The 20911-nt window shown below is 66.6% G+C and carries 21 protein-coding genes; 9 read left to right on the top strand and 12 right to left on the bottom strand.

Annotated features, from left to right (window positions below; genetic code table 11):
• Nucleotides 1–2 precede the first annotated feature (2 nt).
• Both BMY35_RS10090 and BMY35_RS10085 read right to left on the bottom strand, forming a co-directional pair.
• Nucleotides 3–404 (bottom strand): phage holin family protein, encoded by a 402-nt coding sequence (locus BMY35_RS10090; RefSeq protein WP_093197710.1) that lies wholly within the window; start codon nucleotides 402–404, stop codon nucleotides 3–5.
• The gene (locus BMY35_RS10085) at nucleotides 398–799 is read right to left on the bottom strand and encodes a VOC family protein (protein WP_093197708.1); all 402 of its coding nucleotides are present in this window, start codon (nucleotides 797–799) and stop codon (nucleotides 398–400) included. Before BMY35_RS10085 ends, BMY35_RS10090 begins: the two co-directional genes overlap by 7 nt.
• A gap of 123 nt (nucleotides 800–922) precedes the next feature.
• Here BMY35_RS10085 and BMY35_RS10080 point away from each other — a divergent pair, with 123 nt between their 5' ends.
• Nucleotides 923–2314, top strand: coding sequence for a surface-behavior sensor histidine kinase ShkS (locus tag BMY35_RS10080; RefSeq protein ID WP_240652189.1), 1392 nt, complete (start codon nucleotides 923–925; stop codon nucleotides 2312–2314).
• A gap of 151 nt (nucleotides 2315–2465) precedes the next feature.
• On the opposite strand, the gene BMY35_RS10075 is transcribed toward BMY35_RS10080, so the two are convergent.
• The 8 genes from BMY35_RS10075 to BMY35_RS10040 form a co-directional block, all read right to left on the bottom strand.
• On the bottom strand, nucleotides 2466–3068 hold the full coding sequence (locus BMY35_RS10075) for a LuxR C-terminal-related transcriptional regulator (protein WP_093058637.1): 603 nt from the start codon (nucleotides 3066–3068) through the stop codon (nucleotides 2466–2468).
• 74 nt (nucleotides 3069–3142) lie between these two features.
• A complete protein-coding gene (locus BMY35_RS10070) occupies nucleotides 3143–4477 on the bottom strand; it encodes a tryptophan--tRNA ligase (protein WP_093197703.1) in 1335 nt (444 codons plus the stop codon).
• Nucleotides 4478–4493: 16 nt separating this feature from the next.
• On the bottom strand, nucleotides 4494–5165 hold the full coding sequence (locus BMY35_RS10065) for a site-2 protease family protein (protein WP_093197700.1): 672 nt from the start codon (nucleotides 5163–5165) through the stop codon (nucleotides 4494–4496).
• A gap of 41 nt (nucleotides 5166–5206) precedes the next feature.
• Complete coding sequence (locus BMY35_RS10060) at nucleotides 5207–5842, bottom strand: L-threonylcarbamoyladenylate synthase (RefSeq protein ID WP_093197698.1); 636 nt, start codon at nucleotides 5840–5842, stop codon at nucleotides 5207–5209.
• Nucleotides 5843–5861: 19 nt separating this feature from the next.
• Nucleotides 5862–6839, bottom strand: a complete 978-nt coding sequence (locus tag BMY35_RS10055) for a DMT family transporter (protein ID WP_093197695.1) — start codon at nucleotides 6837–6839, stop codon at nucleotides 5862–5864.
• Complete coding sequence (locus BMY35_RS10050; protein WP_093197693.1) at nucleotides 6836–7693, bottom strand: 3',5'-nucleoside bisphosphate phosphatase; 858 nt, start codon at nucleotides 7691–7693, stop codon at nucleotides 6836–6838. Before BMY35_RS10050 ends, BMY35_RS10055 begins: the two co-directional genes overlap by 4 nt.
• A gap of 97 nt (nucleotides 7694–7790) precedes the next feature.
• Complete coding sequence (locus BMY35_RS10045) at nucleotides 7791–8876, bottom strand: transporter (protein WP_093197690.1); 1086 nt, start codon at nucleotides 8874–8876, stop codon at nucleotides 7791–7793.
• A gap of 18 nt (nucleotides 8877–8894) precedes the next feature.
• Nucleotides 8895–10526: an inorganic phosphate transporter gene (locus tag BMY35_RS10040; protein WP_093197688.1), complete on the bottom strand. Its 1632-nt coding sequence runs from the start codon at nucleotides 10524–10526 to the stop codon at nucleotides 8895–8897.
• 153 nt (nucleotides 10527–10679) lie between these two features.
• On the opposite strand from BMY35_RS10040, the gene ppk2 reads away from it, so the two are divergent.
• The 3 genes from ppk2 (at nucleotide 10680) to BMY35_RS10025 (ending at nucleotide 14278) form a co-directional block, all read left to right on the top strand.
• Nucleotides 10680–11609 (top strand): polyphosphate kinase 2, encoded by a 930-nt coding sequence (gene ppk2, locus BMY35_RS10035; RefSeq protein WP_093197685.1) that lies wholly within the window; start codon nucleotides 10680–10682, stop codon nucleotides 11607–11609.
• Nucleotides 11610–11681: 72 nt separating this feature from the next.
• Entirely contained in the window at nucleotides 11682–12725 is a 1044-nt protein-coding gene (locus tag BMY35_RS10030; RefSeq protein ID WP_093197682.1) for an extracellular catalytic domain type 1 short-chain-length polyhydroxyalkanoate depolymerase, read from the top strand.
• Nucleotides 12726–12820: 95 nt separating this feature from the next.
• Nucleotides 12821–14278 (top strand): MFS transporter, encoded by a 1458-nt coding sequence (locus tag BMY35_RS10025; protein WP_093197679.1) that lies wholly within the window; start codon nucleotides 12821–12823, stop codon nucleotides 14276–14278.
• Here the strand turns inward: BMY35_RS10025 and BMY35_RS10020 are convergent.
• Nucleotides 14275–14703: a hypothetical protein gene (locus BMY35_RS10020; protein ID WP_093197677.1), complete on the bottom strand. Its 429-nt coding sequence runs from the start codon at nucleotides 14701–14703 to the stop codon at nucleotides 14275–14277. The genes BMY35_RS10025 and BMY35_RS10020 overlap by 4 nt on opposite strands.
• On the bottom strand, nucleotides 14687–15385 hold the full coding sequence (locus tag BMY35_RS10015) for a nucleotidyltransferase domain-containing protein (protein ID WP_256228290.1): 699 nt from the start codon (nucleotides 15383–15385) through the stop codon (nucleotides 14687–14689). The genes BMY35_RS10020 and BMY35_RS10015 overlap by 17 nt, the downstream gene beginning before the upstream one ends.
• Between BMY35_RS10015 and BMY35_RS10010 the strand changes: the two genes are divergently transcribed.
• The 5 genes from BMY35_RS10010 (at nucleotide 15368) to urtD (ending at nucleotide 20909) form a co-directional block, all read left to right on the top strand.
• Entirely contained in the window at nucleotides 15368–15700 is a 333-nt protein-coding gene (locus BMY35_RS10010) for a nucleotide pyrophosphohydrolase (protein ID WP_093197672.1), read from the top strand. The two genes, BMY35_RS10015 and BMY35_RS10010, sit on opposite strands and share 18 nt — an antisense overlap.
• A 117-nt stretch (nucleotides 15701–15817) precedes the next feature.
• Nucleotides 15818–17086: an urea ABC transporter substrate-binding protein gene (gene urtA / locus BMY35_RS10005; protein ID WP_019657838.1), complete on the top strand. Its 1269-nt coding sequence runs from the start codon at nucleotides 15818–15820 to the stop codon at nucleotides 17084–17086.
• Nucleotides 17087–17269: 183 nt separating this feature from the next.
• Nucleotides 17270–18817, top strand: a complete 1548-nt coding sequence (gene urtB / locus BMY35_RS10000) for an urea ABC transporter permease subunit UrtB (RefSeq protein WP_093197669.1) — start codon at nucleotides 17270–17272, stop codon at nucleotides 18815–18817.
• Nucleotides 18814–20034, top strand: a complete 1221-nt coding sequence (urtC, locus tag BMY35_RS09995) for an urea ABC transporter permease subunit UrtC (protein WP_093197667.1) — start codon at nucleotides 18814–18816, stop codon at nucleotides 20032–20034. Before urtB ends, urtC begins: the two co-directional genes overlap by 4 nt.
• Nucleotides 20031–20909, top strand: a complete 879-nt coding sequence (gene urtD / locus BMY35_RS09990; RefSeq protein ID WP_093197664.1) for an urea ABC transporter ATP-binding protein UrtD — start codon at nucleotides 20031–20033, stop codon at nucleotides 20907–20909. Before urtC ends, urtD begins: the two co-directional genes overlap by 4 nt.
• Nucleotides 20910–20911: the final 2 nt, after the last annotated feature.

Below are 20911 nucleotides of genomic sequence, written 5' to 3'. Positions count from 1 at the left end.
GCTCAGAGCCAGTTGCCGCTCTGCGGCATCTGCACCTTCTCGGCGGGGTCGCCGCCGGTGACGAGCGAGCCGATGAGGATGCTCAGCAGCGAGATGAAGATGCTCGCGAACAGCGCGGTCCAGAAGCCCGACACCCTGAAGCCCTTCACCAGCGCGGCCACCAGCAGGATCATCAGCGCGTTGATGACCAGCAGGAAGAGCCCGAAGGTCACCAGCGTCAGCGGCAGCGTGAGCACGATCAGCAAGGGCTTGACGATCGCGTTGGCCAGGCCCAGCAACAGCGCCGAGACGATCAGCGCGCCGGTGCTGTCGAACTTCAGTCCGCGAAAGAGATGGCTTGCGACCCACAGCGAGATGCCGGTGATGGCCCAGTGGACGAGGAAGGGAGTCAGGTTGTTCAGCATGGATCGGGTGGTTTGTGGCAGCAGACGCAGAGCTTGTTGCCGTCGGGATCACGGAAGTAGGCTCCATAGTAGTCGGCGTGGTAGTGCGGCCTGAGGCCCGGCGGGCCTTCGCAGGTGCCGCCCTGTGCCAGCGCGATGGCGTGGACCCGGTCCACCGTGGCGCGGTCGGCGGCCATCAGCGCCACCATCTGGCCGTTGCCGGGCGAGGCTGCCTGCTCGTCGTACGGGGTACCCACCAGGAAGAGCGGGCGGGGCGCGTCGGGGCCTTGCCAGCCGGCCCATGGCTTGCCGTCGTCGCGGAACCTCAGCTTCAGGCCCAGTTCGCCCATGAGCGCCGAATAGAAGGAGAAGGCGCGCTCGAAGTCGTTCACACCGATGTAGACGTGGGACAACATGCGAGTTAATTCTTCCTGGTTAACAGCCCAATTGTTGACCTGATTCTCGATTGTTACCCCAAGAAACACTGGCGGACTGGCCGTTAAGATCGCCGGCTTATGGCCAATGCGTCGATCGCCAGCATGACCCCCGCCCCGGCTTCGGCCGATGAAGCCGAATCGTGGGTACGCGGCGAGCTCATCCGCAGCCTGATGCGCTCGGCGAAGGGCTCGTACTTCGTCTCCGCGGCGCTGATGCCGGCCATGGTCGGCCTGAACTGGGCCTACGTCCCCCGTTGGGAACTGCTCATCTGGCTCCTGGCCGGCCTGATCGCCACCGCCTGCCGGGCCTGGGGCGCGCGGGTCTACGCGGTGCGCTACGCCGGGCGCAGCGCGGCCGCGCAGCAGCAGTTCACCGAGCGCTATGGCTTCGTCTGGAGCACCAGCGCGGTGGTGTGGGGGCTGTCGGTGCTGCTGTTCTTCGAACGTACGCCGCAGGTCAACCAGTTCATGAGCTGGCTCATCGTGGCCGGCGTGGGCACCTTTCCGCTCAACGGGCTGGCGCTGCATCCGCCCCTGCTCAAGCGCTACGTCAACACGCTGTTCATCACGATGCTGGGGGCGGTGCTGATACGGCTGGTGTCGATCACGCTGCAGCATCCGCAGTTCCAGTACGGCTACCTGATGCCCATACTGCCGATCCTTCACTGGTTCCTGCTGCTGAGGGCCGGGCGGCACATCCACGAGACGGCGCGCAACAGCCTGGAGCTGCTGTTCCACAACCACATCCTGATCAAGTCGCTGACCCAGCAGCGGCAGGCGGCGGTGTCGGCCGTGGCCATGAAGAACCGCTTCCTGGCCAGCGCCGCGCATGACATGCGCCAGCCGGTGCTGGCACTTTCGTTGTATGCCGACTGGCTGCGCAACGAGCCCGAGCTGGTGCTCGAGCTCGCGCCGAAGATCGTGCGCGCCACGCACGCGGTGAACGCGCTGTTCGACTCGATGTTCGACCTGGCGCGCATCGACTCGGGCCAGGTGCGCCTGCACGTCGAGCGGGTCGACGTGCCCGAGCTGCTGCACGACCTGGAGCTGCAATACCGCCCCGTGGCAGAGAGCCGCGGCCTGGATTTCCGCGTGCACATGTGCGAGGGCTCGTTCCTGACCGACCCGATCCGCGTGCGCCGCATGATCGGCAACCTGCTGGCCAACGCGATCAAGTACACGACCGAAGGCGGCGTGCTGCTGGCTGCACGGCAGACGCGGGACGGCCTGCGCGTGGAGGTGTGGGACACCGGCATCGGCATCGCGCCCGAGCATCTGCGCGACGTGTTCCTGGAGTTCTACAAGGTGGCCGACCACGCCGGCACCTCCGACGGCTTCGGCCTGGGCCTCGCCATCGTCGCGCGGCTGTCGCACGTGCTGGGTCACCCGGTGAGCGTGCGCTCGCGGCTGGGCAGCGGCAGCGTGTTCAGGGTGGCGCTGCATGACGCCGACGAGGCGGTTGCGCAGGCGCGGGTGACGGCCTCCGGCGGCTGAAGACACACTCAACTCCGCCCCCAAGAAAAAACCGCGCCAAGGCGCGGTTTTTTTATTTCGGGAACACCGAGGAACCGGCTTTGCCGGTCCTCAGGTGTTGCCCCCTGCAAGGGGGTTGGCGCAGCGACACGAAGTGCGCGAAGCCTGGGGGTCAGCCAGATAGCAAGCCGTTCGTGCGCGCGTAGTGCAGCGCCTGCGTACGGCTCTTCACCCCCAGCCTGCGGAACAGACGCCACAGGTGAACCTTCACCGTGTGCTCGCTGATCTCCAGGTCGGTGGCGATGTCGCGGTTGCTCATGCCCTTGTCGAGCATGGCGATCAGCTGCGTCTGGCGCTTCGAGAGCTTGCCGCTGTTGGCGGCGGGCATCTCGTCGGCTTCGTCTTCCGAGCCGGCCATCAGCAGGCCGCGCAGGGCCGCCGCCAGTTCGTTGGAGCTGGCCGACTTCTCGATGTAGGTGTCGGCGCCAGCCTCGATGCAGGCGTCTTCCATGTCGGCGGAGGGGGCCGCGGAATACACGGCGATCGGCACGTTCGGATAGACCTGCTTGACCGCGATCACGCCCGAGACGCCGTTGGTGTCCGGCAGCTTCAGGTCCAGGCAGAAGAGCGTGGGCGCGCCACGCTGCTGCACGGAGCTTGCGAGCTTGTCGAGGCGTTCGAGCTCGACGATGTTCTCGGCCGGGCGCAAGCGCCGCAAGACCATCACGATCGCGTCGCGCATCAAGGGGTGGTCGTCGATGACATAAATGCTCATGTTTTCTTCCTTTGTGATCGCACCGTCTTCTCTCGTCATGCTCATCGGCCGATAAGCCGATGGGCGTTGCCGGATCAACTCCCGCTGGTTGTGCCGGGTGTCGTTTCCGTCAGTGCCTCCAGCGCCTCTTCGACGGCGCGTATTTTTTCTGTACCGATGGGTTCCAGCTGGCCGGCCAGCGCGGCCAATGCTTCGCCGCGTTGTGCCTGCAGGATTGCGATGGTACGGCCCGCTTCCTGCGGCGACGCGAATCCACGGCTTTGCAGCAGGGTTTCGCCGCGCGCATCCAACAGCTTGAAATAGAAAAGTCCGTCCGCCTTCTCGCGGTACTGCTTGAAACTGGGCTTGGCGACCTTGGCCGCCTTGGCCTGGCCCTTGTCCTTGCCGGCCGCGAGGTTGCGCAGGCCGACCGCGTGGCGCAGGCTGGCCATGAAGGGCTTCGACAGGGCCTGCGCCTTCTCGGCGCCGGCGAGCAGGGTGCGCTCGATCTGCGCCGGGTCGTTCATGAGCGCCTCGTAGCGCTCGCGCAGCGGCGCCACTTCGAGGTCGATGCGCTCGAACAGCATCTGCTTGGCGTCGCCCCAGCCGATGCCGTCGGCGTACGCCTTGCGCAGCGACTCGGTTTCCTCGGCGCTGGCGAAGGCCTGGTAGATCTGGAAGAGCGCCGAGCCCTCGGTGTCCTTGGGTTCGCCGGGTGCGCGGGAGTCGGTCACGATGCTGGAGATCTGCTTGTGCAACTGCGCGCGCGGCGCGAACAGCGGGATCGTGTTGCCGTAGCTCTTGCTCATCTTGCGGCCGTCGAGGCCGGGCAGGGTGGCCACGGCGTCGTCGATCTCGGCCTCGGGCAGCGTGAAGTGATCGCCGTAGAGGTGGTTGAAGCGCTGCGCCATGTCGCGCGCCATCTCGATGTGCTGCACCTGGTCGCGCCCCACGGGCACCTTGTGGGCGTTGAACATCAGGATGTCGGCGCCCATGAGCACCGGGTACATGAAGAGGCCCGCCGTCACGTCGGCATCGGGGTCCTCGCCCTTGGCCACGTTCTTGTCGAGCTGCGCCTTGTAGGCGTGCGCGCGGTTGAGCACGCCCTTGCCGGTGACGCAGGTGAGGAACCAGGTCAGCTCGGGGATCTCGACGATGTCCGACTGGCGGTAGAAGGTGACTTTCTCGGGGTCGAGGCCGCAGGCCAGCCAGCTGGCGGCGATCTCGAGGGTGGAGCGCTGGATCAGCGCCGGCTCCTGCACCTTGATGAGCGCGTGGTAGTCGGCGAGGAAGAAGAAGCTCTGCACACCGGGCGCGACGCTTTGCCGCACCGAATGGCGGATCGAGCCGACGTAGTTGCCGAGGTGCGGCGTGCCCGACGGCGTGATGCCGGTCAGGACGCGCAGGGGAGCTTGGGAAGACGAAGCCATGGAACGAAGGGGAAACTTAGCGCAGCAAAGCTACGAGCGGAATAAGGATCGTGTTGATGATGGAGTAGCCCGCCGCCATCAGCGGCTGCAGCCAAAGCTTGCCGAGAACTCCGGCCAGCACCAGTGCCATCACGATGAAGAAGCCATAGGGCTCGATGCGTGCAAGAAAGTTTGGCACCGGTCCATTCGGCAGCAGACCCACAAGGATGCGACCGCCATCGAGCGGTGGCAAGGGGAACAGGTTGAAGGCCCACATGACGAGGTTGACCAGCACGCCGCCTTGCGCCATCTGTACGAAAAAAGGCTCATCGATGCCAGTGGCACGCAGCAGGACGAAAAGGATGGCCCATGCCAGTGCCATCGCGAAGTTGGCGGCCGGCGCTGATAGTGACACCCAGAGCAGATCTCGCTTCGGATTACGCAGGTTGCGCGGATCGAACGGGATCGGCTTGGCATAGCCAAACAGCAGCGCTCCAGAGGTAGCGAAGTACAGCACCAATGGGATCAGCAGCGTGCCAATGGGATCGATGTGCTTGATCGGGTTCAGCGTTAGTCGACCCATCATGGCGGCCGTCTGATCGCCGAAGTGGCTTGCCACACGGCCTCGAACCACGGCGGGCACCGTGATGGCGAACAGCACCGGCAGCGCCAGGATCAGGACGGTTTGAATCTGACTTGAAATATCCACTGGGCGATTGTGTCAGACAGGAGTGGTTCTCAGCCCCGATTTCAGAGACCCAGCACGGCCAGCGCGCCGCGTCCCTGGCGCACCACGACGGGGTCGTCGCCCGAGCCCATGGGCGTGAGGTCGACCACGGTGGTGGGCTGCGAAGGGCAGGCGCCGGCATCGATGACCGCGGCGATCTGCTTCTCGAAGCGCTCGCGGATGGTCTGCGCGTCGTTCAGCGCCTCGGTCTCGCCCGGAGCGATCAGCGTGGTGGCCAGGAGGGGCGCGCCGTGCAGCGACAGCAGCTCCAGCAGCACCTTGTGGTCGGGCACGCGCAGGCCGATGGTCTTGCGCTGCGGATGGCTCACGCGGCGCGGCACTTCCTTGGTGGCCTCGAGCAGGAAGGTGTAGGGGCCGGGCGTGGCCGCCTTCAGCAGGCGGTACTGCTTGTTGTCGACGCGCGCGTAGTTGGCCAGTTCGCTCAGGTCGCGGCACAGCAGCGTGAGATGGTGCTTCTCGTCGACCTGGCGGATGCGGCGAAGCTGGTCGACCGCGTCCTTGTCGTCGAGGTGGCAGGCCAGCGCGTAGCTGGAGTCGGTGGGCACGGCCACGATGTCGCCGCGCTCCAGCAGCGTGACGGCCTGCTTCAGCAGGCGCTGCTGCGGGTTCTCTGGATGGACTTCGAAGTACTGGGCCATGATGAAGAAAGGCTCCTGGTCAGGATTCGGCGGGCTCGATGGGCACCCGGCGCTCGCGCACCGTGAGCCATGCGCCGGCCGCGCCGCAGACCGCGATCATCGCCATGCCGATCAGCGAGAAGCTGTCGGGCACATGGGAAAAGACGATCCAGCCGCCGAGCATGGCGAACGCGATCTGGGCATAGAGATACGGGGTAAGCGTGGAAGCCGGCGCGCGCTGGTAGGCCAGGATCAGCATGAAGTGCCCCACCGTGCCCATGAAGCCCATGAGGCACAGCAGCGCCCACCATTCCCACGAGGGCAGCGAGGTCCACACGAAGGGCACTCCCAGCGAGACGAGCAGCGTACCCACCCAGCCGGTGTAGAAGTGCATGGTCAGCGGGTTCTCGGTCTGCGCCAGCTTGCTCGTGAGCACCTGGAACCAGGCGTTGCTCAGTACCAGCCCGAGCGGCAGGAAGATGGCCCAGCTGAACGCACCGCCGCCCGGCCGCAGGATGACCAGCGTGCCGAGGAAGCCGCCCGCCACCAGCGACCAGCGCAGCGGCGACACGTGCTCCTTGAGCGTGGTGGCCGCCAGCAGTGTGATGACCAGCGGCGCGATCAGCACGATCGACGTGAACTCGGCCAGCGGCATGTAGCGCAGGCTCAGGAAGGCGAAGATGCTCGACGCCAGCAGCAGCGCCCCGCGCAGCGCCTGGTAGCGCGGATGCCGCGTGCGAAGCAGCTCCGTGCCGCGCAGCGGCAGCAGCACCAGCGTGGTTGCCACGGCCTGGAAGGCGTAGCGGAACCACACGCCCATCAGGATGGGCACGCCGAGGGTGGAGTACTTGGTGGCGGTGTCGAGCGTCGCGAAGCAGGCCACCGCCAGGATCACCAAGCCGATGCCGGCGAGGATGCGCTCCGACTCCTTGCTGACGCTGCGCTGTTGCGCTGCGCGTGCGTTCGCCAGCGCAGCTGCCGCCGCGCTGTCGGTGCCGGTCCCGGGGTTCTGGCTCACTGCTGGATGCGGTCGCCGAGCAGTTCCCACACGGGAGTGAGCGCGCCGGGCAACGGCGGCAGCTTGCCGAGATCGCAGTGGCTCTCGTCGGGGCTGTGGAAATCGCTGCCGCGCGAAGCGGCGAAATCGAACTCGAGCGCCTTGTCGGCGTACTCGACGAACTCGGCCGGCGTGTGGCTGCCTGTGACGACCTCGATCGCCTGGCCGCCATGCGCCTTGAACTCGAGGAACAGCGCGTACTCCTCGTTGGCCGAGAACTTGTAGCGGCCCGGGTGCGCGATCACGGCCATGCCCTTGGCGGCGGTGATCCAGTGCACGGCGTCCTTCAGCGTGGCCCAGCGGTGCGGAACGTAGCCGGGCTTGCCCTCGGTGAGGAACTTGCGGAACACCTCTGGCGTGTCGCGGCAGTGACCCTGCTCGACGAGAAAGCGCGCGAAGTGCGTGCGGGAGATGAGTTCGGGGTTGCCGACGAACTTGAGCGCGCCTTCGTAGGCGCCGTGGATGCCGACCTTTGCCAGTCCTTCGGACATTTCCTGCGCCCGCTTGCCGCGGCCGCCGCGCGTGTCGTAGAGGCCTTGCGAAATGGCCGCGTCGTCGGGGTCGAAGCCCAGGCCGACGATGTGCACGGTTTCGCCGGCGAAGGTCACCGAGATCTCGGTGCCGGTGAGATAGCGCATGCCGTTGGCACGGGCCGCCGCTGCGGCGCGGTGCTGGCCGCCGATTTCGTCGTGATCGGTGAGGGCCCAGAGCTCGACGCCGTTGGCGGCCGCGCGCGTGGCCAGTTCTTCGGGCGTCAGCGTGCCGTCGGAAACCACGGAGTGGCAGTGAAGATCGGCATTGAGAATGGAGGACACCCTCGCATTCTATGGGGTCTGGAACATCGTTGCGGGCGCGTGGATGCTATGCAAGATGCTATTAAATAAATAGCATTACTGCACCGCTGCATGCGCCTCAGCGCTTCTTGCGAAAAGCCGCCCAGGCCGCCACCGCGGTGAAGCTGATCACGATGCCCACCACGATCCAGAAGCCGTGCTTGTGCTCCGCGAGCGGAATGCCACCCACGTTCATGCCGAACAGGCCGGCCAGGATGTTGATCGGCAGCGCCAGCACGGTCACCACCGTCAGCACGAAAAGGCTGCGGTTGTTGTCCTCGTTGACGTTGGCGGCGATCTCTTCCTGCAGCAGCTTGATGCGCTCCTGCAGCGCCTGCATGTCGCGCAGCACCACCGAGAACTCCTCGGTCGAGCCGCGCAGCGCCTGCGCGTCGGGCTCGGCCATCCATCCCGGAGGCCCCTGCAGCAGCCGGAACAGCGCCGCCGGCTCGGGCGCCAGCAGCCGCTGCAGCCGCACCAGCAGCCGGCGCAGCACGCCCAGGCGCGCGCGCTTGTGGTCGAGGCGGCCGGCCAGCAGTTCGTCTTCGATGCGGTCGATGCGCGAAGTGACGCCGCGCACGATCTTCACCAGCACGTCGGCCTGTGCGCGCAGCAGGTGTTCGAGCAGTTCCGTGCTGGAACGCGGCGCGTCGCCGGCCTTCACGGCCGTGCGCAGCGCGTCCACCGAGCGCAGCGGCTTGGTGCGCGCCGTGACCACGAGGCGCGGGCCCACGCTGATCCACAGCGTGGAGATGTCGGAAGGCTCGAAGCTGAACTCGAAGTGCACGTCGTTGATGACGGCGATCAGCGAGTCGTCGTCGCGCTCGATGCGCGTGGAGGGCAGGCCCTCGTGCAGCGTCTCGTAGAAGGTGTCCGACAGATTCGCGTGCCGCACCAGCCAGCGCTCGGCGTGCGCATGGCTCAGGTTGAAGTGCAGCCAGACGTAGGCTGGGTTCTCCTGCTCGTCGCCTTCGCAGTCGTGGAGGTCTTCGCGGCTTGCAGGGCCGGTCGGGGTATCTCGCTGCTCGGCCAGCCACGCCGCCGCCTGCGCCGAGTCGATCGCTCGCGCAGGCTCCGGCGCCCGGGCGTCGAAAAGGTAGCCGCAGATCAGCCCGGCTTCGTCGCCCCCGTAGGACTGGGCAGCGAGATCATGGAATGCCGACAAGATGGTAGATAAGCGAAATCAGAAGATGCGGGTGAACAGCCAGTAGAGCGAGCCCGACAGCAGCATCGCCACCGGCAGCGTCAGCACCCAGGCCAGCGCGAGATTGCGCAGCGTGGACAGCTGCAGGCCCGAGCCGCTGGCCGTCATGGTGCCCGCCACGCCTGACGAAAGCACATGCGTGGTCGACACCGGCAGCCCGTACATGTCGGCCGCGCCGATGGTGACCATGGCCACCACTTCGGCCGAGGCGCCCTGCGCATAGCTCAGGTGCGTCTTGCCGATCTTCTCGCCCACGGTGACCACGATGCGCTTCCAGCCGATCATCGTGCCCAGGCCCAGCGCGATGGCCACCGCCACCTTGACCCACAGCGGAATGAAGCGCGTGGCGCTGTCCAGCTCCTGGCGGAAGGTGTTCACGCGCAGCTTCGTCTCTTCGTCGAACTTCGCTGCGCCGCTCTTGTCGAGGTGGCGGATGGCCTCGGAGGCCAGGTACATGTCGTTTCGCACGTTGGCGACGGCATCGGCCGGAACGCCGGCCAGCGAGCCGTGTTGGCGCACCTGCTGGCCGATGCTGCCGGCGGTCGCGGCCAGCGCAGGCACCACGGAAGGAGCGAACTCGCGGGTGCGCACATAGGTGGAGAGCGTGTCGCGCGCGGCCGCCGGCTCCATGGCCGGCAGCGAAGTCGGCACGCTGCGGTTCAGCGCGTTCTGCGCCATCTCGGCCACGGCCACGAACTTGACGGTTTCGTTGGCCGGCATCGCGCGGTTCAGCGCATAGGCCATCGGCACCGTGCCCACGAGGATCAGCATGATCAGACCCATGCCCTTCTGCCCGTCGTTGGAGCCGTGCGCGAACGAGACGCCCGTGCAGGTGAGGATCAGCAGGCCGCGGATCCACCACGGCGGCGGCTCGCTGCCCTTGGGTTCTTCATAGAGTGCGCGGTTCTTCACGAAGGCGCGAAGCGCCAACAGCAGCAGGGCGGCGCAGCCGAAGCCGACCATCGGCGACAGCAGCAGCGAATAGCCCACCTTGGTGGCCTGCGCCCAGTCGACGCCGCTGGTGCCGTCGCGGCCGTGCATCAGCGCGTTGGCCACGCCCACGCCGATGATCGAGCCGATCAGCGTGTGCGACGACGATGCCGGCAGCCCCAGCCACCAGGTGCCCAGGTTCCAGATGATGGCGGCGATCAGCAGCGCGAACACCATCGCGAAGCCGGCGCCGGAGCCGACCTGCAGGATCAGCTCCACCGGCAGCAGAGCGATGATGCCGAAGGCCACTGCGCCGCTGGAAACCATCACGCCCAGGAAGTTGAAGACGCCCGACCACACCACCGCGAAGTTGGGCGGCAGCGAATGGGTGTAGATGACGGTGGCCACGGCGTTGGCCGTGTCGTGGAAGCCGTTGACGAACTCGAAGCCCAGCGCGATCAGCAGCGCCACGCCCAGAAGTATGTAGGGCACCCAGGTGGTGACCGGCGCCCCGGAGGCCGTGACGTCGCCCACCAGGCTCCAGGCCGTGAAGAGCAGGCCGGCGGCCAGCAGCCCCACGAAGGTGATCAGCGTGAGCGGACCGGGTTTGGCGTCGAGCTTCGGCCGTTGCGCGGCAGGCGCCGACGGTAACTCGGCATGCGGGGCTGCAAGCGTGTTCATGGGCGATTCTGGGGTGTTGGAATGGCTTCAGATGGTGTTCGCGGCGTGTGACAACTACATGTCAATGGCGTCAAAACCGTCACGTAGTCGTCATATAGGGCGAGCAGCATGCTTTTTCGTCTCCCTTCTCAATCCTTTCTTCTGCTGCCCACCATGCTGACGAGCGCACTTCCCGACCACGAAGACCTGATGCAACGCATCGCCCGCGACTTGATCGACAGCTACGACGAAGAGCTCGAGCTGGAAATCGAGGACCGCAACCTCGACGGCCTCGACCCCGCCTCCGCAACCACCCAGTCGTCCACCGACAAGGCGGCCCGCCAGGCCTATTTCAAGGAGCTGTTCCGTCTTCAGGGCGAGCTGGTCAAGCTGCAGGACTGGGTGCAGCACAGCAAGCAGAAGGTCGTCATCCTGTTCGAAGGCCGCGATGCGGCGGGCAAGGGCGGCGTCATCAAGCGCATCACCCAGCGCCTGAATCCGCGCGTGGCCCGCGTGGCCGCGCTGCCGGCGCCCAACGACCGCGAACGCACGCAGTGGTACTTCCAGCGCTATGTGGCGCACCTGCCGGCGGCCGGCGAAATGGTGCTGTTCGACCGCAGCTGGTACAACCGCGCCGGCGTCGAGCGCGTGATGGGCTTCTGCACCGACGACGAGTACGAGGAGTTCTTCCGCACCGTGCCCGAGTTCGAGAAGATGCTCGTGCGCTCGGGGATCAAGCTCATCAAGTACTGGTTCTCCATCACCGACGACGAGCAGCACATGCGCTTCCTCGGCCGCATCCACGACCCGCTCAAGCAGTGGAAGCTGAGCCCTATGGACCTCGAGAGCCGCCGCCGCTGGGAGGAATACACCAAGGCGAAGGAAACCATGCTCGAGCGCACCCACATCCCCGAGGCTCCGTGGTGGGTGGTGCAGGCGGTCGACAAGAAGAAGGCGCGGCTGAACTGCATCAGCCACCTGCTGGGCCAGCTGCCCTACAACGAGGTGCCGCACCCGCCGGTCGAGCTGCCCGAGCGCGTGCGCCATGCCGACTACCTGCGCCAGCCGGTTCCGGCCAGCATGATCGTCCCGGAAATCTACTGAAGCGCGCCCGGCCCGGGGCTGCCCCGGGGCCGGGAGTAGGCCGGCCGGCGCTTTGCGGTCACACTGCGCGCCATGGCCAGCCGTTCCACAGCCTCCGTCTTCGCCCGCGCCTACGAGCGAAACCTGCGCGCGCTCACCAAGGCAACGCTGAACAACAGCAAGCGCATCGCGGGGCAGGTCCGGCGCGCCACGGCACAGCGGCTCAAGCCCCCGCCCGGCAGGGGCGACTGGCTCAGCGGCATGGCCGTGGGCCCCGGCGGGGCGCGCGGCTATCACCTGTTCCGGCCGGCCGGGCTGGAGCTCCAGCCGGGCGAGCGGCTGCCGCTCATGGTCATGCTCCACGGCTGCGGCCAGACCGGGCGCGACTTCGCCGCGAGCACCCGCATGAACGCGCTGGCCGTGCGCAAGCGCTTCCTGGTGCTTTACCCCGAGCAGGACCGGCTCGCCCATCCCCAAGGCTGCTGGAACTGGTACGAGCGCCGTTCAGGCAAGGCCGATGCCGAGGCCGCGACGCTGATGGCCGCCATCGACCAGGCCTGCCTGCTCTATCCCATCGACCGCGACCGCATGGCGCTGGCCGGTCTCTCGGCCGGCGCGGGCATGGCGGCGCTGCTGGCCACGCGCTACCCGAACCGCTTCCGCGCCGTCGTCATGCATTCCGGCGTGGCGCCCGGCGCGGCGAAGTCGTCGGTCACGGCCCTCGGCGCGATGCGCGGCGAGCACGTGCCGCCGATGCCCACCACGGCAGTCGGCAAGGCGATGGGCGCCGCTGCAGTCTTCACCACCTTGCCGCCGATGCTGGTGCTGCACGGCGACGCCGACGCGGTGGTCGCGCCGAGCAATGCCGTCAGCAGCGCGGCGGTGTGGGCCACGGCGCTGGGCGCGCGGCCCGGGCTGCCGCGCGACATGCAGCGGGGCAGGCGTCGCGCGATGCGCGTGACCGACTTCAAGCGCAAGGGCCGCACGCTCGTCACCCTGTGCGAGATCGCGGGGCTGGGACACTCATGGAGCGGCGGCGCGCCGCATCAGCTGTTCAGCGATCCCGAAGGGCCCGATGCCACGCGCATGAGCTGGGCCTTCGCTGCCGCGCAGTTCAAGAACGTCGTGAAGATCTGAGCCGGGGCGCACCCCGGACACCCGCTGCCCGAGCCGGGCGATGACCTCCGAGGTCATTGCCGCCATGTCGCCCGGCCCGAACACTCGGGCTCATCATGACGCAGTCGAACACAGCTGCCTCCGCAGCCCCCCTTTCTTCCACGACCGGCCAGGGCGCGGTTCGACCCGGCCGGCTGGGCCTGTGGGTCATGCTCAGCGGCACCTTCCTGGTGGTGATGGACTTCTTCATCGTCAACGTCGCACTGCCGTCGATGCAGCGCGAACTGCAGGCGAGCGCCGGCACCCTGCAGCTGGTGGTGGCCGGCTACGGCCTGGCCATGGCGGCGGGCCTCGTCACCGGCGGGCGGCTCGGCGACATCTTCGGGCGCAGGCGGATGTTCATGCTCGGCCTGCTGCTCTTCGCGCTGGCTTCCGCCGCCTGCGGCTTCGCGCCGACCGCCGAACTGCTGGTGGCCGCGCGCGTGCTGCAGGGGCTGGCCGGCGCGCTGCTGCAACCGCAGGTGCTGGCGATGATCGGCCTGGCCTACACCGGCGAAGACCGCGCGCGAGCCTTCGCGGCCTACGGTCTCGCGCTGGGGCTCGCCGCCACGCTGGGCCAGCTCGTGGGCGGGCTGCTGATCCATGCCGACCTGGCGGGGCAGGGGTGGCGCAGCTGCTTCCTCATCAACGTGCCGATCGGCCTGCTGGCGTTCGTGCTCGCGCCTCGGGTCATCCCGCCTCTCGCGAACAACGGCAGGAGCAGCCTCGATCCGGCCGGCATGCTGCTGGTGGCCCTGAGCTCGGTGGCCGTGGTGCTTCCCCTGGTGGAAGGCCGCGAGCAGGGCTGGCCGCTGTGGAGCTGGGCGTGCCTTGCCGCGGCGCTGCCGCTGCTCGCCGCCTTTGCATATCAGCAGCGCAGGCTCGCCGCGCGCGGCGGTGCGCCGCTGGTGGCGCCGGTGCTGCTGGCCAACGGCCGCTTCGTCACGGGCCTGTTCACCACGCTGGCCTTCTACGCGGGGAACGCCTCGCTGTACTTCGTGCTCGCGCTGTATCTGCAGCAGGGCCTGGGGCTCGAGGCCCTCAGCTCGGGCATCGTCTTCACCTCGCTGGCGGTCGGCTTCTTCGGGACATCCATCGCGGGCGCGCGCATCACGCGGCGCTTCGGCGGCAAGCCGCCCATCGCGCTCGGCGCGCTGGTGCTGGCGGCGGGGCATGCACTGCAGTTCGTCAACGTCGCCGGATGGGCCGGGCATTCGCACGTCGTGGCGTGGATGGTGCCGCTGCTGTTCGTGCAGGGCGCCGGGCTCGGCATGGTGATGGCGCCGCTGGTATCCACCGTGCTGGCGGGCCTGCCGCCGCAGCATGCAGGCGTGGCTTCGGGCGTGATGTCGATGGTGCAGCAGGCGAGCAACGCGCTGGGCGTGGCGCTGATCGGCATCCTCTTCTATGGGCGGCTGGGCCACGCGCCCGATGCGGCGGGATACGCGAGCGCGTTCGGGGCGGCGCTGCTGTACCTGACGGTGTCGGCGCTGCTCGTCGCGGCCTTGTACCGCAGGGGCGCACGGCACACCTAGTTGCTTGACGGCAGGGGAAGGGCGGACAGCTTCTCGGCCACTCGCTGGCAGGCGGCGATCAGGTCGCGGACGATGCGTTCGTCGATGTTCATGTCGCCTTCGTATTCGCCGAGATTTCGTATCTCATGGCCCTTGGCGAGCACACGCCATACCTCCGGCCCCAGCGACAGGGTGTGCGGCAACACCTGGAAGACGATGAAGCGATTGCTCGAGCGATAGCCATGCCATCTCAGCGCGGCAAGGCACATGGCATGCGCTGCGTTGTAGGCGAGATCGAAGCGGCTCTCCAGGGAGAGTTGTGCGACTTGGGCATCTTCCAGACGCGCTTGCCCGGAGCGCAGCAGGCCCGCGAATTCGCGGGCATCGGGTGCCTCGGCCGTCAGCGGCTTCGACGGACCGCACAGGTTTTCAAGTGGGGAGGACATGCGCGTCGCCAACCACCCAAAGCTTGGGCTGTGCCATGACGCGCGTGACGAATGATTCGCCGTCCTTGTGCTTTCGCATCAGTTCTTTCCTCGTGAGCATGGTCGGGTTCACTGTACGGCCGAGGCGTGCCGATACCGCGTCGAGGGCCAGAAACAGGTCCGAATACGCAAGCTCGTCACTGATCAGAAGCAGGTCGATGTCGCTTGTGGCCGTGTCGCTCTTCTTGGCCACCGAGCCGAAGACGAATGCAGCGTCGATCTTGTCGGCCATGGGTTCCAGCGCTTCGCGCAAGGGGCCCGCGAGTCCGAAAGTCTTGCGCACGATGCTGCACAGCTCCTCGTAGATCGGTGAGTCTGCGTTGGCTTGGTAGTGTTTCTGATTGCCTACGCGCGAGGTTGTGAGCAGCCCGCTGTCGGTCAGGCACTTGAGCTCGCGCTGCACGGCGCCCGAACCGGCGGCAGTAAGCTTGATCAATTCGCTGGAGAAAAAACTTCGGTCCGGCTGGCCGAAGAGATAGCCCAGCACGCGCTGCTGGGTTGTCGTGAACAAGGCGTCCGCAAGCCCGGTGGACTTGTCCGTTCTCGGCAGAGGCGCTGGAGTTTTACCCATTTTGGGAATTTTAATGCCCAAAATGGGTTTTCTGATTCGCACTCGATCATGAACATGACCAACGATCTTCAAGCGCTCACTCAAGCCCTGCGCGACTTCGCACAAGCCCGCGACTGGGAGCAGTTCCACTCCCCCAAGAACCTCGCCTCAGCCCTCTCGGTCGAGGCGGCCGAGCTGCTCGAACACTTCCAGTGGCTCACCGAAGCCCAGAGCCGCGACCTTCCTGCCGACAAGCGCGCCGAGATCGGCACCGAGATCGCCGATGTCTTCCTCTACCTGCTGCAGCTTGCCGACAAGCTCGGCATCGACGTGATCGCGGCGGCGAGAAGCAAGATGCTCGTCAACGCCCGCAAGTACCCTGCACCGCCTGTCCTGCCACCCGGCTGAGTACATCCGTGTACGCCACCCGGCGTATTTCCCCTTTGTGGTGCGTTCCGCAGACTCCCTCCCACGCCAGCCAAGCGCTGTCGAAAAGGTTCAACCAACCCCGGAGCAGGAGTCCACATGCAACGTCGTTTCACACTCAAGGCGCTCACCGCCGCCGTCGCGCTGGCCAGCATTTCTGCTGCGCCCGCATTCGCCGCCGACACCATCAAGGTCGGCGTGCTGCACTCGCTGTCGGGCACGATGGCCATTTCCGAGACCGTGCTGAAAGACACGGTGCTGATGGCCATCGACGACATCAACAAGAAGGGCGGCGTGCTGGGCAAGCAGCTCGAGCCCGTGGTGGTCGACCCGGCCTCCAACTGGCCCCTGTTCGCAGAGAAGACCAAGCAGCTGCTCGGCCAGGACAAGGTCTCGGTGATCTTCGGCTGCTGGACTTCGGTGTCGCGCAAGTCGGTGCTGCCGGTGGTCGAGGAAATGAACGGCCTGCTGTTCTATCCCGTGCAGTACGAGGGTGAAGAGCTCTCGAAGAACGTGTTTTACACGGGCGCCGCGCCCAACCAGCAGGCCATTCCGGCCGTCGACTACCTGATGAGCAAGGAAGGCGGCGGCGCCAAGCGCTGGGTGCTGCTGGGCACCGACTACGTCTATCCCCGCACCACCAACAAGATCCTGCGCGCCTACCTGAAGAGCAAGGGCGTGAAGGAATCGGACATCGACGAGAAGTACACCCCCTTCGGCCACAGCGACTATCAGACCATCGTCGCCGACATCAAGAAGTTCTCTGCCGGCGGCAAGACCGCGGTGGTGTCGACCATCAACGGCGACTCCAACGTGCCCTTCTACAAGGAACTCGGCAACGCCGGCCTGAAGGCCAAGGACGTGCCCGTGGTCGCCTTCTCGGTGGGCGAAGAAGAGCTGCGCGGCGTGGACACCAAGCCGCTGGTTGGCCACCTGGCCGCATGGAACTACTTCATGTCGATCAAGAACCCGACCAACACGGCGTTCATCAAGCAGTGGAGCGAGTACGCCAAGGCCAAGAACATCGCCGGCCACAAGGACAAGCCGCTCACCAACGACCCGATGGAAGCCACCTGGATCGGCATCCACATGTGGAAGCAGGCGGTAGAGAAGGCCAAGAGCACGGACACCGACAAGGTGATCGCCGCCATGGCCGGCCAGACCTTCACGGCTCCCTCGGGCATCGTCTCGAAGATGGACGAGAAGAACCACCACCTGCACAAGAGCGTGTTCATCGGCGAGATCAAGGCCGACGGCCAGTTCAACGTGGTGTGGAAGACGCCGGGCCCGGTCAAGGCCAAGCCGTGGAGCCCGTACATCGAAGGCAACGACAAGAAGCCGGATTACCCAGCTGGCAAATCAATGTAAGTGTGTTTCTCCCTCCCCCGCTGGGGGAGGGCAGGGGTGGGGGCTGACGGCGGTCGATCCGAGCACTGCGCTTGTTCAGGCGCCGAGTGCCCCCACCCCAACCCTCCCCCGGAAGGGGAGGGGGCCAATCCAACTTCCAGTCTCATGATGCTTCGACGAACCCTTCACTGCGCACTGGCCGCCATGCTGCTGATGGCATCGGCCGCCCACGCGCTGACCGCCGACGAAGCCCGGGCCATCGCCTCCGGCGATTCCGAAGCCCGCATCGCCGCGCTCAACAAGGCCGTGCTCACGGCCGACGAGAAGACTTCCGCCTTCATCCAGGCCATGTCCGACGACGCGGTGAAGTACACCGAGGACAAGGTCTTCGTGATGAAGGACGACAAGGGCTACGACCCGGTGAGCGGCGCCGAGCTGAAGGTGCCCGACACCGCCGAGGACGTCGTCAACAACAACCTCATGCGCGGCGCGCTCGATGCCGCGCAGGCTGCGCTCAAGCTCACGAGCAAGGACGACGCCGTGCGCGCCGAGGCCGCGCAGGCGCTCTTCAAGGAGCCCGACGAGTCGCGCGTGCCCATGGTCGAGAAGGCGCTGGCCGCCGAGACCAACCCGAAGATCAAGGCCCAGCTCGAGCTGGTGCGCGCCGCCAGCATGCTCGGCAGCGCCGACAAGGTGAAGCGCCTCACCGCGGCGAAGGAACTGGGCAACAACCGCAACCCCGACACCAAGCTGCTGCTCAATCAGCGCCTGGCCGACGAGACCGAGGCGGACGTCAAGGCCGCCATCGTCGCGTCCATTGCCAGCATCGACGGCGCGCTGGTCTGGGGCGACCGCATCAACGCCGTGTTCAGCGGCATCAGCCTGGGCTCTGTGCTGCTGCTGGCCGCGCTGGGCCTGGCCATCACCTACGGGCTGATGGGCGTGATCAACATGGCGCACGGCGAACTGATGATGATCGGCGCCTACGCCACCTACGTGATGCAGGGCATCTTCCAGAAGTACATGCCCGAGGCGGCGTTCGGCTGGTACCTGGTGGCCGCCATTCCGGTGTCGTTCATGGCATCGGCGCTCGTGGGCGCTGTGCTGGAGCGCGGCGTGATCCGCTTCCTCTACGGCCGCCCGCTCGAGACGCTGCTGGCCACCTGGGGCATCAGCCTGATGCTGCAGCAGCTGGTGCGCTCCATCTTCGGCGCGCAGAACGTCGGCGTGGAAAACCCCGGCTGGATGAGCGGCGGCTTCACCATGCTGAGCAACGTCACGCTGCCGTGGAACCGCATCTGCATCATCGTCTTCGCGGCACTGGTGCTGGTCGCCATGGGCTGGCTCATCGGCCGCACGCGGCTGGGCCTGTTCGTGCGCGGCGTCACGCAGAACCGGCCGATCGCCTCGTGCATGGGCGTGAACACTGCACGCATCGACACCTACGCCTTTGCGCTCGGTTCGGGCATCGCGGGCCTGGCCGGCTGCGCGCTGAGCCAGATCGGCAACGTCGGCCCCGACCTGGGCCAGAGCTACATCGTCGACAGCTTCATGGTGGTCGTGATGGGCGGCGTGGGCCAGCTCGCGGGCACCGTGTACGCGGCGCTGGGGCTGGGCATTCTCAACAAGTTCATCGAAGGCTGGGCGGGCGCGGTGCTCGCGAAGATCGCTGTGCTTGTCTTCATCATCATCTTCATTCAAAAGAGACCTCAGGGCATCTTCGCCATGAAGGGCCGGAGCGCGGAAGCATGAGCAAGGTAACGTTGCCAACCAAGGGGCCGCTGCTGAGCGGCAAGGGCTGGACGGCCTTCTTCGTCGCGCTGATCGTGGTGTGCGCCGTGGCGCCCGTGCTCAACATGTGGGTGCCGGTGGACAGCCCGCTGCACATGAGCGACTACGCGGTGGCGCTGGTCGGCAAGATCATGTGCTACGCCATCTGCGCGCTGGCCATGGACCTGATCTGGGGCTACACAGGCATCCTCTCGCTGGGCCATGGCCTCTTCTTCGCGCTGGGCGGCTACATGATGGGCATGTACCTCATGCGCCAGATCGGCCGCGACGGCAACTACAAGAGCGACCTGCCCGACTTCATGGTGTTCCTCGACTGGAAGACGCTGCCCTGGCACTGGACCTTCAGCGACAGCTTCATCGCCACGCTCGTCCTCGTGGTCGCGGTGCCGGGCCTCATCGCCTTCGTGTTCGGCTTCTTCGCCTTCCGCTCGCGCATCAAGGGCGTGTATTTCTCGATCATCACGCAGGCCATGACCTTCGCGGCCATGCTGCTGTTCTTCCGCAACGAGACGGGTTTCGGCGGCAACAACGGCTTCACCGACTTCAAGCGCATCCTGGGCATCCCGATCGCCACGCAGGAAATGCGCATGACGCTGTTCGCGCTTACCGGCGCCACGCTGCTGGGCTTCTTCCTGTTCGCGAAGTGGCTCATCGGCAGCAAGTTCGGCCGCGTGCTGCAGGCCATCCGCGACGCCGAGACGCGCGTGATGTTCTCGGGCTACAACCCGTTGCCCTACAAGCTCACGATCTGGGTGATCTCCGCCGTCATGTGCGGCGTGGCCGGCGCACTGTACGTGCCGCAGGTCGGCATCATCAACCCGGGCGAGATGAGCGCGGCCAACTCCATCGAGATCGCCATCTGGGCGGCGGTGGGCGGGCGCGCCACGCTGATCGGGCCGATCATCGGCGCCTTCATCGTCAACGGCGCCAAGAGCTGGCTCACCGTGGCCTATCCGGAGTACTGGCTGTACTTCCTGGGGGCCTTGTTCATTGCTGTCACGCTGTTCCTTCCGAACGGCATCGTCGGGCTGGTGCGCAAGTGGTTGTCGAGGGAGAAAAAGAAGACCACGCCACCCGAACCCGTACAGGACGCGCGCCGCGCCGTCGCTGCAGAGCAGGGCGTCGAGCCCGATGCCATGGCCTCGCTGCCTGTGGAAGCGAAGGGAGCACGCGCATGACGCCCGACCTGATGGAAGCGGGCGCCGAGCGCGCCGCACGGGCCAGCGGCATCCACTACGTGAGCGGGAGCACCGAGTCGGGCGGTCGCGCCGCCGACTTCGGGCGCCATGTCACGCCGGGTGAGGTCGACGTCACGCACGGCCGCATCCTCTACCTCGAAGGCGTGAGCGTGAGCTTCGACGGCTTCAAGGCCATCAACAAGCTGTCGCTCGACATCGCGCCGGGCGAGCTGCGCTGCATCATCGGCCCCAACGGTGCGGGCAAGACCACGATGATGGACATCATTACCGGCAAGACCCGGCCCGACGAGGGAACCGTGTTCTTCGGCAGCACCATCGACCTGCTGCGCCACCGCGAGGCCGAGATCGCGCAGCTGGGCATCGGCCGCAAGTTCCAGAAGCCGACGGTGTTCGAGCACCTGACCGTGTTCGAGAACCTCGAGCTCGCGTTGAAGACCGACAAGGGCGTGCGCTCGTCGATGCTCTTCAGGCTCGATTCGGCGCAGAGCGACCGCCTGGCCGAGGTGCTGGAGACCATCCACCTGGCCGACAGCGTGTCGCGCCTCGCGGGCAACCTTAGCCATGGCCAGAAGCAGTGGCTCGAGATCGGCATGCTGCTGATGCAGGACCCGAAGCTGCTGCTGCTCGACGAGCCCGTGGCCGGCATGACCGACGAGGAGACCGCGCGCACCGCGGAGCTGTTCCTCTCGCTCAAGGGCAAGCACTCGCTGATGGTGGTGGAGCACGACATGAGCTTCATCCGCACCATCTCCGAGATCGTCACCGTGCTGTGCGACGGCTCCGTGCTGGCGCAGGGCACGCTCGACGAGGTGCAGGCCGACGAGCGCGTGATCGAGGTCTACCTGGGCCGCTGAGG

It is taken from the genome of Variovorax sp. YR750 (assembly GCF_900109805.1).
In the GTDB taxonomy this organism is placed as follows: domain Bacteria; phylum Pseudomonadota; class Gammaproteobacteria; order Burkholderiales; family Burkholderiaceae_C; genus Variovorax; species Variovorax gossypii.
Note: the sequence above shows the minus strand (reverse complement) of the source record. Positions and strands in the feature narration are given on the sequence as shown.

Coding starts and splice junctions, on each gene's coding strand:
- BMY35_RS10090 (WP_093197710.1), bottom strand. CDS start 404: ATGCTGAACAACCTGACTCCCTTCCTCGTCCACTGGGCCATCACCGGC.
- BMY35_RS10085 (WP_093197708.1), bottom strand. CDS start 799: ATGTTGTCCCACGTCTACATCGGTGTGAACGACTTCGAGCGCGCCTTC.
- BMY35_RS10080 (WP_240652189.1), top strand. CDS start 923: ATGACCCCCGCCCCGGCTTCGGCCGATGAAGCCGAATCGTGGGTACGC.
- BMY35_RS10075 (WP_093058637.1), bottom strand. CDS start 3,068: ATGAGCATTTATGTCATCGACGACCACCCCTTGATGCGCGACGCGATC.
- BMY35_RS10070 (WP_093197703.1), bottom strand. CDS start 4,477: ATGGCTTCGTCTTCCCAAGCTCCCCTGCGCGTCCTGACCGGCATCACG.
- BMY35_RS10060 (WP_093197698.1), bottom strand. CDS start 5,842: ATGGCCCAGTACTTCGAAGTCCATCCAGAGAACCCGCAGCAGCGCCTG.
- BMY35_RS10040 (WP_093197688.1), bottom strand. CDS start 10,526: ATGAACACGCTTGCAGCCCCGCATGCCGAGTTACCGTCGGCGCCTGCC.
- ppk2 (WP_093197685.1), top strand. CDS start 10,680: ATGCTGACGAGCGCACTTCCCGACCACGAAGACCTGATGCAACGCATC.
- BMY35_RS10030 (WP_093197682.1), top strand. CDS start 11,682: ATGGCCAGCCGTTCCACAGCCTCCGTCTTCGCCCGCGCCTACGAGCGA.
- BMY35_RS10025 (WP_093197679.1), top strand. CDS start 12,821: ATGACGCAGTCGAACACAGCTGCCTCCGCAGCCCCCCTTTCTTCCACG.
- BMY35_RS10020 (WP_093197677.1), bottom strand. CDS start 14,703: ATGTCCTCCCCACTTGAAAACCTGTGCGGTCCGTCGAAGCCGCTGACG.
- BMY35_RS10010 (WP_093197672.1), top strand. CDS start 15,368: ATGACCAACGATCTTCAAGCGCTCACTCAAGCCCTGCGCGACTTCGCA.
- urtA (WP_019657838.1), top strand. CDS start 15,818: ATGCAACGTCGTTTCACACTCAAGGCGCTCACCGCCGCCGTCGCGCTG.
- urtB (WP_093197669.1), top strand. CDS start 17,270: ATGCTGCTGATGGCATCGGCCGCCCACGCGCTGACCGCCGACGAAGCC.
- urtC (WP_093197667.1), top strand. CDS start 18,814: ATGAGCAAGGTAACGTTGCCAACCAAGGGGCCGCTGCTGAGCGGCAAG.
- urtD (WP_093197664.1), top strand. CDS start 20,031: ATGACGCCCGACCTGATGGAAGCGGGCGCCGAGCGCGCCGCACGGGCC.